A 15,608-nucleotide genomic window follows, 5' to 3' on the forward strand; every position below is an offset into this window, starting at 1 on the left:
CTGTGGCCACGCTCGATACAGGAGCAAGCCGTTCCAGCAAAGGATCCCACAATGACCGTCACCAATGAAACAAAGACCGACACGACCGAATATGCGAGCCGTCGCACCATTCGGGCCCACCGCGCGGGCAGCTACGTTCTGATCGTGGCTGAGGGCGATCTGCCCACCCGCGGTTACGACGCGGATATCGAGCAGAATCCGATCCGGATCTTCCCGCCGCATTACGACGTGCTGCAGCGCGAACGCCCGGGCATCTGGCCACAGGTCGTCGTGCCCTACACCCGTGCCGAGTTCGTGCCCTATCCCGAGGACCAGCCGGTGATCACGGTTCACCACGCCGACGGTCAGGACGAGGTCAAGATCGAGGGGCCGCGTGCGGGCGTCAACCAGTTCGCGGCTTTGGCGGCCAGACAATTTTCAGTCCGTCATGGACGACGAGGCGATCGGAACATCGCCGAATCTCAGCTTCGACGAGGCGTTCCGCGCGGCCGTGGCGAATCTGCCGCACCGCGAACCGACGCACCCCGATGAGTTGACCACCGTCGAGGTGATCGAGACCGGCGGGCTGTTCGGCGGTATCGCCGGCTTCCACGACCTCTACGTCCGGGTCCGCCGCACCGTGGGTTGAGCGGCGACTGCCACCGGTGCGTAGATGGCGACCGGGGTGGTCTTGCCCTTGAGGGTCAGCCCGGGGCGCTGGATGAAGCCGGCATCGCTGCCGTGCAGCAGCCCCAGCGTCCCCGACGTGAGCAGTACGGTGTCGCCGGTCTGACGCGTCGCCTGTTCGACACGGGCGGCGACGTTGACGGCATCGCCGATCACCGAGAACTCGAAACGTCCTGCGCCACCGACGTTCCCGGCCACCACGGGGCCGGAGTTGAGTCCGACACCGACCGACAGCGTGCCGCCGAACTCGTCGTGCACGGCGTCGGCGATCTGCAGGGCGGCTGCGAGTGCTTGGTCGGCATGAGCAGTTTGGTGTCGCGGCGCGCCGAAAACCGCCATCAGCCCGTCACCGGCGTACTTGTCCACATGCCCGCCGTGCCGGTGCACGAGCGGAACGATTCTCTCGAACAGCCGGTTGAGGGTGGCGACCACTTCAGCGGGACGGAGTTGTTCGGCGAACGTGGTGAAACCACGGACATCGACGAACATCAGGGTGACGTCGACTTCCTGACCCTCCAACGAGCTTCCCGCACAAAGGATATGCTCGGCGACATCGCGGTCCACGTAGGTGCCGAAGGCATCGCGGATGCGTTCGCGCTCGGCCAGGCCTGCCGCCATCGTGTTGAAACCGGCTTGCAATCGCCCGATCTCGCTGGCGTCGTCGACCTCGACCCGGGCGGTGAAGTCGCCGGCCCGCACCCGGGACAGCGCGCCGCGCAGCGCGCCCACTCGTTCTGCGACCGACCGTGCGGCGATCAGAATCGTGAACAGGCCAACCACTATCGCCACCGCGACGAGAACGAGGATCGCGGCGAAGGTCCGCTCTGCCCGGAAGCCGACATCGGCGAGATAGCCGAGCGCCAACATCGCGACGCCCAACAGCGGCACGCCCGTCGCCAGCGTCCAGGCCATCAGGAGTCTGCGCTCGATGGTGGGGCCGAATTTGCGGTCGAGTGTGCCTCCGCCCAGAGCATGGGCCGATACCGGTCGCATCACCCGCTCGACGATCAGGTACCAGACCGCGCTGGTGGAGATTCCGCCCAGCGCCACCACGCTGAAGATGTACACCGACGTGGAAACCTGTTCGGTCATCGCGAGCGAGGAGAAAACGACTGCGCCGACACCCCAGACGACACCGGACAACCGAACCGCTTCCCCCGGTGCGCTCAGCGTCATCCGCTGCTCGGCGGCGGTGGGCGTGCGGCCTTCGCTGAGCCAGGCGGTGCTCTTTGCGAAGCGGCGGCGGCGCACGCGCAGCATGACCGGGATCGCCACGCCGAGGAAAATGACGAGCGTAGTCCCGCCGCGCACCATCAGTCGCTCCGTCGCCACCGGACTCAACACGATTGGCGCCGCGAATGCCAGGAATGCGGCGACGATTCCGCCGCCCGCGACGCTGACGCCTGCGGCGCCCCAGACCCAGCGTTTGAACGTCTTGTAGCGCAGCGCTTCACCGGCGTCGGCGCCGATGGCGTGCCAGCAGTGGGACGAGCCGGCGAAGGTTGCGTCCATCTCCCCAGCCTGCGGGGCTGCCGCGCTGGTGAATAGCGTAGTTGGCTACCTGCTTAGCGGCGGCGACTTAGTCTGGAAGCACCGAACGGACGAGAAGATGAGGACGCGCGCATGAAGGTAGTGGTCGGTTACGACGGGTCGCCGTCGGCGAATGCGGCGATCAGCACGGGCAGCACGCTGTTTCCCGCGGCGCAGGCAGTGGTGGTCTACCTCTGCACACCACCGTTCGGCAGCAAGGGTTTACGCGCGCGGCTGCGACACTCGGCGCGCAATGTGGACGAGCTGATCGACTTGGTCGACAAGGAAAGCGACCGGGAGGCCGCACGGTTGGTCGACACCGGCGTCACACTGGCCCGCGCAGTCGGCTGGAACCCTGAGGCTCTCGTCAAGCGCACGTGGGCGGGCGAAGGACTGGGCCTGGCCCAGGTGGCCGAGGAACTGCAGCCCGACGTGTTGATCGTGGGCGCTCGCGGCATCGGCGCAACCGACTCGAAGTTGGGCAGCGTGTCGGATCTCGTGGTGCACCACGCGCCGCGGCCGGTGCTTGTTGCCTCCCAACACATGGTTTCGGCGGAACACGAGGCCGTGGCCGACGGGCCTGTCGTGGTGGGTGTGGACGGTTCAGCGGGCGCCGACGGGGCGGTGGCCGCCGCGCAGCAGCTGTTCCCCAGCCGGGAAGTGCTGTCGGTGGCCGTGGACGACGGCGACACCGGCGATGTGGGGGCGGTACATCACGTTCCTCGCTTCCGCGGCTCGGGCGCCGGTTCCACGGCCGACGCGTTGGTCGCCTTCGCAGACGAGCAGCGCGCTGCGACGCTCGTCGTCGGCTCGCGCGGCCGCTCCGCACTGAAGAAAGTTCTGCTCGGCAGCGTGGCGGGGGCGACACTGCAGCGCACCTACCGGCCGGTCCTGGTGGTACCCGGCGGCTAAGAGTGTGCGCGGCTCGATCGTTCGGACGCGCGTTCGGCGGCCCGGTTGTGTTCGTCGGCAGAGACCACAACCGCGTCCGTGCCGGGATAGACCGTCGCCTCGTGCCCGTTGACGAGCCACCGCACCACGTACGGGGGAGACCCGTCCTCGGAGCGCACCCCGATGATCTCGGCATGCTGTTCGTGTTGGTCGGTGGTCGTGCCCTTGACGACCAGGAAATCGCCGACGCTCGCCTTCATCGTGTGCTCCCTTCGCCTCGCTCCGGTCGACTCGACACTTCTATCGTGCGCGCCGCAGGGCGACAGGCCAAGTGGATCGGCGAGAAGAATCCGGAGCTATCCGGCGGTCTTTCCGGCGTCGACGATGTACACCGCGCCGTGCACGGCAGCTGCGTCGTCACTGGCCAGGAACGCGATGGTTTTGGCGACGTCGGCCACGTCCATCATTCCGCGCGGTGCCGCGATCCGCATGATCAGATTCCAGTCGGCGTTCTCCGGCGCGGCGAACTCGGTGGTCTGCGGAGTGAGCATGCCGCCGGGACATACCGCGTTGACCCGGAGGCGTTCCGAGGTGAACTCGATCGCCAGGGCGCGGGTCAGACCGACGAGGCCATGCTTGGCCGAGCAGTAACCGGCGGAGTAGACCTCGCCCTCGATCCCCGCGATTGACGCGACATTGACGATGTTGCCGCCGGCCTCCAGCAGATGTGGAAGGGCCGCTCGACACAGGAAGAACGGGCCGTTGAGATTGACCGCGAGGTCCTTTTCCCAGTCTTCGTCGGTGACCTCAAGGGTGTTGCGCATCTGGTGAAAACCGGCGACGTTGATCAGCGCGTCCAGTCGGCCGAACTCCTCGATGCACTGCGCGACGGCCTGGCGGCAGGCCTGCGACGAGGAGATGTCCACCGACGCGTACCTACCGCCGGGCACCTCGTCGAACACCGTGGCCATCCGTTCGGCGTCGCGGGCGATCCCGAATACCGAGGCTCCCCGCGCCGCGAACAGCTGGGCGACCGCCGCGCCGAGGCCCGACGACGCGCCGGTGACCAACGCTACTTTTCCATCCAACGTCATGCCCTAGACCTTCTCACGCGGTCTGGTGGGCGGAATCGCGGCCAACAGCGTCCGGGTGTAGTCGTGCTCGGGGGCGGCGAACAACTCGGCGGCTGGGCGGTACTCCACGGCAAGGCCGTCGCGCATGACCAGCACGTCATGGCTCATCCGGTGCACCACCGCCAGGTCATGTGCGATGAACAGGTAGGCCAACCCCAACGCGTCCTGCAGGTCGGCCAGCAGGTCCAGCACCCGTGACTGCACTGAAACATCAAGGGAAGCAGTAGATTCGTCGAGAATCAGCAGATCAGGCTCGGTGGCCAGCGCCCGGGCGATACTGACCCGCTGCCGCTGCCCGCCGGACAGTTCGTGCGGGTAACGCGACGCGAAATCGGCTGGCAGGTCGACGAGTTCGAGCAGCTGTGCCACCCGCTCGGCCCGCGCCCGCCGGCCTTTGGCAAGCCGGTGCACCTGCAGCGGCTCACCGATCGCCGCACCGACGCGGGCGCGGGGATTCAGCGCGGCGAACGGATCCTGGAGCACCAGGCTGATCCGGCGGCGCAGATCCCGCCCGCCGCTGAACACGTCGGCACCGTCGAGCGTCGCGGTGCCGGCCGACGGCTCGGCCAGCCCGGTCAGCGCGGCCGCCACGGTCGACTTGCCAGAGCCTGATTCGCCGACCAGACCCAACGTGCTCCCGCGCCGGATCCGGAACGACAGATCCGTCACCGCGGACACGCCCGAGTAGCGCACGTCTAGTCCGGACACCTCCAACAGGGTTGGCGCGTCATCGGGTACGGCAGCAGGTCCGGCGCCGTCGACAAGTGGGCGCGCGGCAAGGAGCTCCCGGGTGTAGGAGTGCTGCGGCCGGTCGAATACGTCGAGAATCGGCGCCTGCTCGACCGCCTCGCCGTCTCGCAACACCGTCACGTCGTCGGCCACCTGACCGATCTCGCCCAGGTCGTGGCTGATCCACACCACTGCGGTACCGAAATCGCGTTGCAGGTCGGCGACAAGGTCGATGATCTGGGCCTGCGTCGTGACATCCAGCGCCGTGGTGGGCTCGTCGGCGATGAGCAGCTCGGGATCGCACGCCAGCGCGATCGCGATCATCACCCGCTGGCGCTGGCCGCCGGACAGTTGATGGGGATAGGAGTCCAGCCGGTCGGTCGGTAGGCCTACCGCGTCGAGCAGCTCGCAAGCCCTTTCGCGCGCCTGACGCCTGGTCATGTTGCGATGCGTCTCAAGGGTTTCGGTGATCTGCCGGGCCAACGACAGCAGCGGGTTCAGCGACGTGCCGGGATCCTGGAACACGAATCCGATGCGCCCCCCGTGGACCTTGCGCAGCAGCCGGGCCGAGGCCCCGACGAGCTGTGACCCGTCGGCCAGGGTGCTGGTGCCGGTGACGACGGCGCCCGGTGCGTCGAGCAGCCCGGTCGCCGCGAGCACCGTCATCGACTTGCCCGACCCGGACTCGCCGACGATGCCCACCGTCTGCTCACGATGCACGTCAAACGACACGCCCCGCACGATCTCGCGGCGGCCGATGCCCACCCGCAGGTCGTGCACACTCAGCACCGGGTGGTTCATCTAGCCCTCCTGGCTTCGATCAAGGTGCGCTGCTTGGGATCAAGCACATCGCGCAAGCCGTCGCCGAACAGGTTGAACGCCAGCACCGTGACGAAGATCGCCGCCCCCGGGAACACCGCCATCCACCAGGCCAGCGTCACGAATCCCTGTGCGTCGAAGATCATCCGGCCCAACGACGGTTCTGGCGGCTGGATACCCAGCCCCAGAAACGACAGCGCCGCTTCCGCGAGGATCGCGAACGCCAACGACAGCGACAGCTGAACGATCAACGGGCCCGAAATATTCGGCAGAATGTGCCGTCTGAGAATGTAGCCGCTCGGAGTGCCCATGGTGCGCGACACCGCGACGAACGGCTCCACCCGCACGCCCAGCGTGCTGGCCCGCGCCACCCGCGCGAAGATCGGAATGTAGACGATGCCGATGGCCAGCATGGTCGTGGTGACGCCGGGCCCGAGCACCGCGACAATCGCCAGCGCCAGCAGCAGCACCGGGAACGCGAACATGACGTCGACCATCCGCATCACGACGGTGTCGAGCCAGCCGCCCCGGTAACCCGAGACCACGCCGAGGGTCACCCCGATCACGGCGGCGAGGGCGACGCTGACGACCGCCACCCGAATAGAGGCCTGGATGGCCACCAGCACTCGCGAAAACACGTCGCGGCCAAGCTCGTCGGTGCCGAACCAGTGGCTGGCGCTGGGGCCCTGCAGCGCGCTGGGCACGTCGATGTCGTTGATGCCGTACGGGGCGATCCACTGCGCGGTGAGCGCCACGACCACCACGGCCAGCAGCACCGCGGCGCTGACGGTGGTGACCGGATTGGACAGCAGCAGCCGCCAGGACGCGACCCGGCTCTCTGGACGTGTCATGACAGCCGGATCCTCGGGTCGACGACCGCATAGAGCACGTCCACGATCAGGTTGATGAGCAAAAACAGCGCCGCAATCAACAGCACGGCGCCCTGGATCACCGGATAGTCGCGGGCGGCAACGGAATTGAACACCAGCCGGCCCAGCCCCGGCCAGGCGAACACCACTTCGACGACGATGACACCGCCCAGGATGGTCGCCAACTGAATGCCGGTGATGGTCAGTATCGGCAGCAGCGCATTGCGGACGATGTGGCGGAACGTGACGACCGGTGGCGGCAGACCTTTCGACCGGGCGGTCCGGACGTAGCCCATCGCGGCGACCTCCAGCACCGCTGAACGCACATAGCGCGTCATGATCGCGCCCGCCACCAGACCCACCGTCAGACCGGGCAGGATGATGTGCCGCAGCCAACCACCCGGATCATCAAGCAGCGGACGGTATCCCGAGGTGGGCAACCAGCCAAGCATCGACGCGAACACGCCGATCAGCAGGATGCCGAGCCAGAAATCGGGAATGGAAACGCCGAACTGACTGGCGATCCGCACGATCGCGTCGCCGGCCCGGCCCTCGCGCAGCGCCGAGAAGATGCCGGCGGGCAACGCGATCAGCAGCGCGATGAGAATGCCCACGATGCCGAGTGACAGGGTCGCCGGTAACCGCTCCAGCAGGGTCACGGTGACGGGATCACCGTTACGGAAGCTCACTCCGAGGTCACCGGTGAGCGCCGAGCCGAGATAGGAGAAGAACTGCTCGATGATGGGCCGGTCCATACCGCTTGCCGAGCGCAGCGCGTCGTACGCCTCCGGGGTGTAGCGGGTGCCCAGCGCGATGCGGACCGGGTCACCCGGCACCAGATGCACCAACGCGAATACCACGATCAACACCCCGACGAGCACCACCGCGGTGTACAACAACCGACGCGCAAGAAATCTCAGGATCGGATGGCCTGAACTCATAGCGGGGCGTCCTCGCTCAGGTTCGCGGTGCGGAACCGGATCGCCCCGTCGCGGCGCGCGTCGTACCCGGACAGGTTGGTGGCCCAGGCCTGGATCACCGACGGGTTGTACAGGTAGAGGTAGCTGACCTGATCGGCGATGCGGGTTGCGGCCTTGGCGTAGAGGTCTTTTCGTTTGGCCGTGTCAGTCTCGACGCGTCCGGCGTCGAGAAGCCGGTCCACCTCGGGGTCGGAGAACTTCTGCGCGTTGCTCGTGCCGTTCGAATGATGCTGCGCGTAGTAGAAGTCGTCGGGGTCGATGTTGCCCAGCCAGCCCATCATCAGCATGTCGAAGTTCCCGGTGTTCTGCTCATCGAGCCAGGTCGCGAAGTCGACGGTGCGGATGTTCACCGTGATGCCAAGGGGTGCAAGGTTATCGGCGACGATCTGGGCGGCGGTCACCGTCTCGGGATACTCACTGGTCACCAGCATGTCCATGTTCTGCGGGGACTGGCCGGCCTCGGCGAGAAGCTTCCGCGCCTCGTCGAGGTCGTACCGGTACCGGTCGTAGCGGGTGAACCAGGGATTGCCGTCCGGTATGGCCAGCTGATTGATCGCGGCCGTGCGGTAACTGGTGGCCGCCGCAATCGCGTCCCGGTCGATGGCGAATGCGATGGCCTGGCGCACCCGCACGTCATGCCATGGCGCCCGGGCCTGGTTGAGGGCCAGGTACCAATAGTCGTTGCTCGGGGTCACCGCCAGTGTCAGCGAGTCGTCGTCACGCAACTGCGCGACACGCTGCGGCGGCACCGAGTCCGTCCAGTCGATCTCGCCGGCCTGCAAGGCCGACAGCGCCGTCGACGGCTCGGAGATGAAGCGGAAGGTCACCCCGGACACCTGTGGCGCGCCGTCCCAGAAATTGGGATTGGCTTTGAGCGTGATGGAGTCACCGCTTTTGCGGCCGGCGAACGAGAACGGTCCGGTGCCGATCGGATGGGTGGCGATCTGCCCGCTCTCGACGTTGCCGCGCTGCACGATCGCCATGCCCTTGAACCCGCCGATGTTGGTGAGCAGATTCGGGGTGGGTTGCTCGACGGTGATGCGGACGGTGGCCGAATCCGGTGCGCTCACCGCGGTGACGGCGCTGAACTTGTCGACGTTGGTGAGCTGGTCGTCGATGATGCGGCGGTACGAATAGACGACGTCATCGGCGGTCAGCGGGCTGCCGTCATGCCACTGCACCCCGTCGCGCAGGTGAAACGTCCAGACCAGCTGATCGGGGCTCACCTCCCACGACTGCGCCAGTGCCGGACGCATCTGCAGGTTCTCGTCGGGCTCGACGAGGGTGTCGAACACGTTCTCCAGCACCTCGAACGAGAAATATGCGCTGGTTCGGTGCGGGTCGAGCTGATCGGGTTCCCCGGCGATCGCCGCGATGAGATTGCCCGACGCCGCGTCGCCGAGGTCCACGCGCTCACCGGTCGAGCACGCCGCCAGGGCGAGCATCAGTACTGCCGCCACTGCTTTCAACGCTTTAACCGCTGGTCGTGAAGTCACGATCTCTCCAGGATCACCGCGGGTGATCAGTCAGTACGCTCACCCGCTACGGGCCGCCACCTGGTTCTCCAGAACGTGCGGCGAACAAACCGGTGACGACGCTGATGAAGACTGCGATACTCACCCATTGTGACGTTAAAGCGCATGGCTGCTGCGACCGCCCTGGTGTTCCCGCTCGCTATCGGCCTCAACCTGGGCCTTGCCGGCCCAGCACAGGCGGAGCCGGTGATGAACGGTGTCTACAACTACGTGCAGGAGGGAGTGGTCGGCGAGACCTGGTCGATATACCCGTCCTGCGTGCCCACCGTCGGAGATCTGCGCGAGCCGCTCGAACTGGCGGTGGCATGCCGGCTACACGTAGAGACGACCCGGGGAAGCGTGGGTGGAGATGCCCGCCTTGCTGACGGACGGTGGACCTACTCGACGTCGGTCTTGGACGGCATTCAATGCTCCGACGGCAGCTGGGCCCCGACCACCGAGACCTACAAGTTCGACGACGTGACACTCACCGGCACCCGTTCGGTAGCCAACAACGCCGACTGCGGGCTGGCTCCGGCGATACACACGTTCCCGTTCACGTTGACGTACAACCGACCGCTGCCGATTCCGGTGGAGGTCTACCCGCTGGATTGTGAGCCCTGGGGCCTGCGCTTGTGCACCTGAGCGGGGCACTCCCGCTGCGCAACGGCAAGGTTGCCGATCTCACCGGCCCCGGCTGCACCGATCGGTTCGGGGTCACCTGTACCGATCTGGGCGCCTCGGTCATCGCGCCAAACGGCAAGCTGGTGTCGGTATTCGGCGACACTTTCGCGGGACACCGTGTGGGGGAGGGTGATTGGCGGTCGCCGGTGGTACTGATCGGCACCGGCGACGCCAACCACAAGATCGTCTACGAACGGGCCGGCGGCGCCGATCCCGACTATGCGCGACAACTGTGGCACTACCGCCACGACGATGTCGCATCAGGCTGGCGCCGCAGCGGGATCAGCACCGTGATCCCGTCCGACTTACTGCGCGTGGACGATTCGCTCTACTTGCACGTCATCGTCAATCGCGGTTTCGGCAACGTCATCTGGACCGAGATCTGGCGCTCCGACGACAGCGGCGTGTCCTGGGAGAACCTGGGCGCCAAGTTCCCACCGGATCTGCACGGTGGCCACGCGCAGTGTTGGTCATGGGACTTCGATCCCGAGGACGGCTGGGTGTACGTGATGGCCACGGGATTTCAGCGGGACAAGGGCATCATCCTGATGCGGGTGCGGCCAGGACGGATCGGTCACCCGTCGTGGTACTCCAGTTGGGGCCACACCGGCACGCGCTGGAAATGGGGTCGGCGGGCCACACCGATCACCCCGGCATCCGAACGCTGGGGCGAGTTGACTTTCCGCCGAATGGAGCCGGGCAAATGGGTCCTCGGCGGCTTCCTGGCTTCCAAGTACGCGCTGGGCTACCGGGTCGTCGACTCGCCTGTCGCCAACATGCACGCCACACCGGTCCAGACGCCGGTCCTCGGATCCTCCTGGCAGGGGGAGGACCACGGCGGCAGCCGGGTCGCCCAGCTCTACGGCGGCTACGTTCTGCCCGGTTCGCGCCTGGATATCCGCGGCGGTGTCGGGCTGGTGGTGTCCCAGTGGCATACGGATTCCGGGTGGCCTTACCGGGCAATGCAATTCAAAGCCCACCTGAAGGACACCGCGCAACCGCAGCCACCGGACCCCATCGATCTGTGATCGTCAGGCGGTGAATCCGCCGTCGACGTTCCAGTTCGCCCCGGTCACGTATCCGGACTCCGGGCCTGCCAGGAAACTGACCACGGCAGCAACGTCGCTGGTGTGTCCGTAGCGTCCGAGTGCGGTGGCTTGCCTTGTCAGGTCGGCGAATTCACCTTCGTCGGGGTTCATATCGGTGTCGATCGGTCCCGGCTGCACGTTGTTGACGGTGATACCGCGCGGTCCGAGTTCGCGGGCAAGTGCGCGCGTCAGTGTGGACACCGCGCCCTTGGTCATGGCGTAAACCGCCAATCCCGGTACGGGAACCCGGTCGGCATTGATGCTGCCGATGTTGATGATTCGCGAACCTTCGCCGAGATGGCCGACTGCGCTGCGGATCGCTGAATAGACACCGCCGATGTTGACGGCCACGGTCCGGTCGAACTGTTCCTGGGGGAACTCGTCGATCGGTGCGACATAGCCGGTTCCGGCGTTGTTGACCAGGATGTCGAGGCCACCGAGTTCGGTGACGGTCTGCTCGACCGCAGCGGCAACCTGAGCGGGATCGGCAGCGTCGGCCTGGATGGCCACAGCTGTCGCGCCGTGCTCGGTCACCTCGGCGACCAACTTCTCGGCCTCGGTGGCTGAGGCTGCATAGGTGAACGCCACCGCGGCGCCGTCGGCGGCGAGCCGTCGCACAATTTCCGCACCGATTCCGCGGGATCCGCCGGTTACCAGTGCTCGCCGTCCGTTGAGGGATGCTGTGGCCATCTGAGTGTCCTTCCAGGGACTATTTCGAACTGATTTGTTACTAAGTACGCTGAGGTTAAGCCCGGTATTGGCCGGGCAGTTTCCCTGATGTGTTCCGTATCACAGGAGGTGGGCCATGGCAGTGGGGCGGCCGAAGGAGTTCGACCCCGATGAGGTCGAGGACATCGCGATGAAGCTGTTCTGGGAGCGCGGGTACGACGGAGTCTCGATCTCGGACGTCACCGCCGCGACCGGTGTCAACAGGCGGGGCATCTACGCCGAGTTCGGGTCCAAGGACGAGTTGTTCGAACGCGCCAAGAAACGCTATGTCGCCGGCCCAGGGGGGTACATGGCCGCAGCGCTGAGGCGGCCGACCGCACGCGAGGTTGCCGAGGCCATGGTTCATGGCGCGGCAAACGCGACATCCGGCGGTCCGCACGGCTGCCTGCTGGTTGGAAATGCAGCTGGGCTGGCTGAATTTCGCGATGCAGCCGTGCGAGAGCTGGCGCAGCGGTTCGATGTGGCCGTGGCCGGTGGTGAACTGTCCGGTGTTGACACATTGTTGCTGGCTCGTTGGATTGCCGCGGTCTGCCAAGGCATTTCGATCCAGGCCCGCAGCGGCGCCGACCGCGGGGAATTGCACGCGATCGCCGATCAGGCTCTGGCGGGCTGGCAGAAGTCCTAGGGTGATCTCGTGACGAAACGAGTAGTGGTCTGGGGCACCGGTTTTGTGGGCAGCATGGTGATCGCCGAGATCGTCAAACATCCGCTGTTCGAGTTGGTCGGTGTCGGGGTCAGCAATCCGGAGAAGGCCGGCCGCGACGTCGGCGAGATCTGCGGTCTCGACAGGCCGCTCGGCCTCACCGCCACCGACGACGTCGATGCGCTCATCGCTTTGAAGCCCGATGCCCTGGTGCACTACGGGCCGACGGCCGCGCACGCCGACGCCAACATCGATCTGATCACGCGTTTCCTGCGGGCCGGCATCGACGTCTGCTCGACGGCGATGACCCCGTGGGTGTGGCCGAAGATGCACCTCAACCCGCCCAACTGGATCGAGCCCATCACCGAGGCGTGCGAGGTCGGTGGGGCGTCCTGCTTCACCACCGGCATCGACCCGGGCTTCGCCAACGACCTGTTCCCGATGACACTGATGGGCCTGTGCGCGGAGGTGCGGCGGGTGCGGGCCTCGGAGTTACTGGACTACACGAACTACACCGGCGACTACGAATTCGAGATGGGTATCGGCAAGCCGCCTGAGCACCGGCCGTTGCTGGAGAACCCGGACATTCTCGTCTTCGCTTGGGGCGCAACGGTTCCGATGATCGCGCACGCGGCAGGGATCGAACTCGACGAGATCACCACCACCTGGGACAAGTGGGTCACGCCCGACGAACGTAAGACGGCGAAGGGGATCATTGCGCCGGGCAATGTCGCCGCGGTGCGGTTCACCATCAACGGCGTGTACCGCGGCGAGACCCGCATCCAACTCGAACACGTCAACCGGATCGGCGCCGACGCTGCACCGGACTGGCCGGCCGGAAACGACAACGACGTCTACCGCGTCGACATCGAGGGCACCCCCAGCATCTCGCAGGAGACCGCATTCCGGTTCACCGACGGCTCCGGCCGTGACGCTGCCGCCGCAGGCTGTCTGGCCACGGGTCTGCGCGCCCTCAACGCCGTGCCCGCGGTCAACGAACATTCGCCAGGATGGGTCACCGCCCTGGATCTACCACTGATTCCTGGGTTCGGGACGATTCGCTGAGTAACGCCTGCCGCGTCAAGAGAGATGGAATACCGGATAGGGTTTTCTCTCGAGACGGGGTGACATGACTGACGGGATCGGGCTGTCGATTGGTGCCACCAATCTGACGGCAGTGATAGTGGGCCGGGCCGCGGTGACGCGGTCGCCGGTGCTGACGCTCTATCCGCATCGCGCATCCGAAGTGGGTGTGCCCAGCGAGAATCCCAATCTCAACGAGCGCGGCCTGATCCTCACCGACTTCGTCGAACGAGTGGGGGACCCCGTCGGCATCCTGGCGCCCGACGGATCCTCGCACCGTGGTGAGGCGCTCGTCGCCGACGCGCTGGGCGCGCTGTTGGACACATTGACCCGGGGGCGCCCGCCTGGTGATCCCATCGCGATCACTCATCCTGCGCACTGGCGACCCAACCAGGTTGAGGCGTTGCGGGGCGCGCTGGCCTCGGTGCGGGAGTTCCGCGACGCACCCGCTGTCGTCTCGGACGCTGTGGCGGCGCTGACCGCCCTGCAGGACGACCCGGGTGTGCCGACCCGCGGAGTGATCGCGGTGTGCGATTTCGGGGGGAGCGGCACCAGCATCACCCTGGCCGACGCGGGCAACGGGTATGAGCCGATCGCACCGACGGTGCGGCACCCCGATCTGTCCGGTGACCTCATCGACCAGGCGTTGCTCACCCATGTCGTGAACGACCTGTCCGCGGCGGGCACGATCGATCTGGCGAGCACCTCGGCGATCGGCTCCCTGGGCCGGCTGCGCAGCGAATGCCGCCGAGCCAAGGAACGGCTGTCGGTCGAATCTGTCACCGCACTGGTCGCCGAACTTCCGGGTCACCGCAGCGACGTCCGGCTCAACCGCAACGAACTCGACGACGCCATCCGCGAGCCGCTCGCCGAGTTTGTGGCGGCATTGCTAGACGTGGTGGATCGCAGCGGTCTGCGCCCCGGCGACCTGGCGGCAGTGGCCACCATCGGCGGCGGCGCGCGGATCCCGGCGATCACGACGACGCTGTCCGAGCATTTCCGGGTCCCGGTGATCACCGCGGCTCAGCCGGAGTTGACCGCTGCCATCGGCGGCGGATTGACCGCGGTACGCGGAACGGTAGAAGAGGGCGCGACCGCGTTGGCGCCCACATCGGCCGCCCCGCCGACGGCTGCGGCTGCGCTGGTGGCACCCGAGCCGCCTGCGGCGTCACAGGCTTTGGCATGGTCGGAGGCCCACGATGTGCCCGACATTGCGCCGGTCGACGACTACGAGGTCCCTTCACCGGGCGGGCTGACCACTGCCCGTCCACAGGTGCAGTTCGGTGAGCGCGAGCTGACTGAACACGACGAGACAGTTGCCCAGCCCTGGTATCGCCGTCGGCCGGTGGCGCTGGGCATCGGCGGCGCGGCGGCACTGGCGGCCGTGGCAGCAGTGGTACTGATGGTCAACCGCGACGGCGGAGAGATGGCGGTGCCTGCGGCCACGACTGTCCCCGTCACCACGACGACCGCACCCCCGGAGACTGTGGCGCCCGCGGTGCCCGTCGAGGCGCCGGCACCTGAGCCTGAGCCCGTCACGCAGCAGGCGCCCGCGCCGGAAACCGTGACGCAGACCGTCCCGCCGCCCCCGCCCGAAGCCCCGCCTGCGCCCGAAACTCCTTCGCCGACAACCGAACCCCCGCCGCCTACAACGGAAGCCCCGCCGCCGCCCCCGACTACGACCCAAGCGCCGCCTACGACCGCGCCGCCGACGTCGACACAGGCGCCATGGAGTCCGACCGCGCCTTACCCGACGATCCCGGGTCTGCCGTGGGTGCCCGCGCCGGGCGGAGGCGGCGGTACCGGCGCGGGTACCGGCTAGCTCGTTGGCGCGAGCGTGCGGGTCTGTTGGTCGACATGCCGTGTGGGAGCGGCATTTTGCGCACGCTCGCGAGTTTCCCGCGCATTCTGTCGGGGGTTCGAACTAGTGTTCGATGCATGGATTCCACGGTGGTCGCCGAGCGGCTGGCCGCGTTGAGCGCAGCGATAGAGGGGGTGCGGGGCCTGTCGTGGGGGTCGTTGTCGGCGACCGATCTGCTCGAGGTGTGTGCCGGGGTTCAGGATGTCCGCAATGTGGTGCCGGTGGTCGAGCATGCGGCGATCGCGGCGTTGGCCGAGCAGACCACCCCGGCGGTGATCGGGGCGAAGTCCTGGCCGGAGGTGATGCGGATCCGGTTGCGGATTTCCGGGGACGAGGCGCGGCGGCGGTGTCGTGATGCGATCAACCTGGGCCCTCGGACGTCGGTGACC

Annotated in this window: 16 protein-coding genes; 8 read left to right on the top strand and 8 right to left on the bottom strand. The window is 67.0% G+C overall.

All coding sequences use genetic code 11. From position 1 onward, the window contains the following. Positions 1-51 precede the first annotated feature (51 nt). The gene (locus tag ABQF30_RS25900; RefSeq protein WP_448469205.1) at positions 52-531 is read left to right on the top strand and encodes a hypothetical protein; all 480 of its coding nucleotides are present in this window, start codon (positions 52-54) and stop codon (positions 529-531) included. A gap of 66 nt (positions 532-597) precedes the next feature. On the opposite strand, the gene ABQF30_RS25905 is transcribed toward ABQF30_RS25900, so the two are convergent. Continuing rightward, the gene (locus ABQF30_RS25905) at positions 598-2,178 is read right to left on the bottom strand and encodes an adenylate/guanylate cyclase domain-containing protein (RefSeq protein ID WP_448469206.1); all 1,581 of its coding nucleotides are present in this window, start codon (positions 2,176-2,178) and stop codon (positions 598-600) included. A 111-nt stretch (positions 2,179-2,289) separates the two neighbouring features. Here ABQF30_RS25905 and ABQF30_RS25910 point away from each other — a divergent pair, with 111 nt between their 5' ends. Beyond that, positions 2,290-3,108 carry a universal stress protein gene (locus tag ABQF30_RS25910; RefSeq protein ID WP_448469207.1) on the top strand — a complete coding sequence of 273 codons (819 nt, stop codon included), beginning with the start codon at positions 2,290-2,292 and terminating at the stop codon, positions 3,106-3,108. On the opposite strand, the gene ABQF30_RS25915 is transcribed toward ABQF30_RS25910, so the two are convergent. The 6 genes from ABQF30_RS25915 to ABQF30_RS25940 all read right to left on the bottom strand — a co-directional run bounded on the left by ABQF30_RS25915 (position 3,105) and on the right by ABQF30_RS25940 (position 9,062). After that, a complete protein-coding gene (locus ABQF30_RS25915) occupies positions 3,105-3,347 on the bottom strand; it encodes a DUF1918 domain-containing protein (protein WP_448469208.1) in 243 nt (80 codons plus the stop codon). The genes ABQF30_RS25910 and ABQF30_RS25915 overlap by 4 nt on opposite strands. Before the next feature lie 96 nt (positions 3,348-3,443). Beyond that, entirely contained in the window at positions 3,444-4,181 is a 738-nt protein-coding gene (locus tag ABQF30_RS25920; RefSeq protein WP_448469209.1) for an SDR family NAD(P)-dependent oxidoreductase, read from the bottom strand. A 3-nt stretch (positions 4,182-4,184) separates the two neighbouring features. Further along, the gene (locus ABQF30_RS25925) at positions 4,185-5,750 is read right to left on the bottom strand and encodes a dipeptide ABC transporter ATP-binding protein (protein ID WP_448469210.1); all 1,566 of its coding nucleotides are present in this window, start codon (positions 5,748-5,750) and stop codon (positions 4,185-4,187) included. Beyond that, positions 5,747-6,619 (bottom strand): ABC transporter permease, encoded by an 873-nt coding sequence (locus ABQF30_RS25930; RefSeq protein ID WP_448469212.1) that lies wholly within the window; start codon positions 6,617-6,619, stop codon positions 5,747-5,749. Before ABQF30_RS25930 ends, ABQF30_RS25925 begins: the two co-directional genes overlap by 4 nt. Beyond that, entirely contained in the window at positions 6,616-7,578 is a 963-nt protein-coding gene (locus ABQF30_RS25935; protein WP_448469214.1) for an ABC transporter permease, read from the bottom strand. The genes ABQF30_RS25930 and ABQF30_RS25935 overlap by 4 nt, the downstream gene beginning before the upstream one ends. Further along, complete coding sequence (locus ABQF30_RS25940; protein WP_448469250.1) at positions 7,575-9,062, bottom strand: ABC transporter substrate-binding protein; 1,488 nt, start codon at positions 9,060-9,062, stop codon at positions 7,575-7,577. The genes ABQF30_RS25935 and ABQF30_RS25940 overlap by 4 nt, the downstream gene beginning before the upstream one ends. Before the next feature lie 195 nt (positions 9,063-9,257). Between ABQF30_RS25940 and ABQF30_RS25945 the strand changes: the two genes are divergently transcribed. Together ABQF30_RS25945 and ABQF30_RS25950 are read left to right on the top strand one after the other, a co-directional pair. Beyond that, on the top strand, positions 9,258-9,776 hold the full coding sequence (locus ABQF30_RS25945; RefSeq protein ID WP_448469215.1) for a hypothetical protein: 519 nt from the start codon (positions 9,258-9,260) through the stop codon (positions 9,774-9,776). Next, positions 9,767-10,843 (top strand): glycoside hydrolase family 183 protein, encoded by a 1,077-nt coding sequence (locus ABQF30_RS25950; protein ID WP_448469217.1) that lies wholly within the window; start codon positions 9,767-9,769, stop codon positions 10,841-10,843. Before ABQF30_RS25945 ends, ABQF30_RS25950 begins: the two co-directional genes overlap by 10 nt. 3 nt (positions 10,844-10,846) lie before the next feature. On the opposite strand, the gene ABQF30_RS25955 is transcribed toward ABQF30_RS25950, so the two are convergent. Further along, on the bottom strand, positions 10,847-11,593 hold the full coding sequence (locus tag ABQF30_RS25955; protein ID WP_448469219.1) for an SDR family oxidoreductase: 747 nt from the start codon (positions 11,591-11,593) through the stop codon (positions 10,847-10,849). A gap of 115 nt (positions 11,594-11,708) precedes the next feature. On the opposite strand from ABQF30_RS25955, the gene ABQF30_RS25960 reads away from it, so the two are divergent. The 4 genes from ABQF30_RS25960 to ABQF30_RS25975 all read left to right on the top strand — a co-directional run. Then, positions 11,709-12,257, top strand: coding sequence for a TetR/AcrR family transcriptional regulator (locus tag ABQF30_RS25960; protein ID WP_448469221.1), 549 nt, complete (start codon positions 11,709-11,711; stop codon positions 12,255-12,257). Between the two features lie 54 nt (positions 12,258-12,311). Beyond that, positions 12,312-13,340 carry an NAD(P)H-dependent amine dehydrogenase family protein gene (locus ABQF30_RS25965; protein ID WP_448469252.1) on the top strand — a complete coding sequence of 343 codons (1,029 nt, stop codon included), beginning with the start codon at positions 12,312-12,314 and terminating at the stop codon, positions 13,338-13,340. Positions 13,341-13,404: 64 nt separating this feature from the next. Continuing rightward, a complete protein-coding gene (locus ABQF30_RS25970; protein ID WP_448469223.1) occupies positions 13,405-15,180 on the top strand; it encodes an Hsp70 family protein in 1,776 nt (591 codons plus the stop codon). Between the two features lie 116 nt (positions 15,181-15,296). Beyond that, on the top strand, positions 15,297-15,608 hold a 312-nt coding region (locus tag ABQF30_RS25975), incomplete at its 3' end, for a DUF222 domain-containing protein (RefSeq protein ID WP_448469224.1).

The sequence above is a fragment of the Mycolicibacterium sp. XJ870 genome (assembly GCF_053483975.1).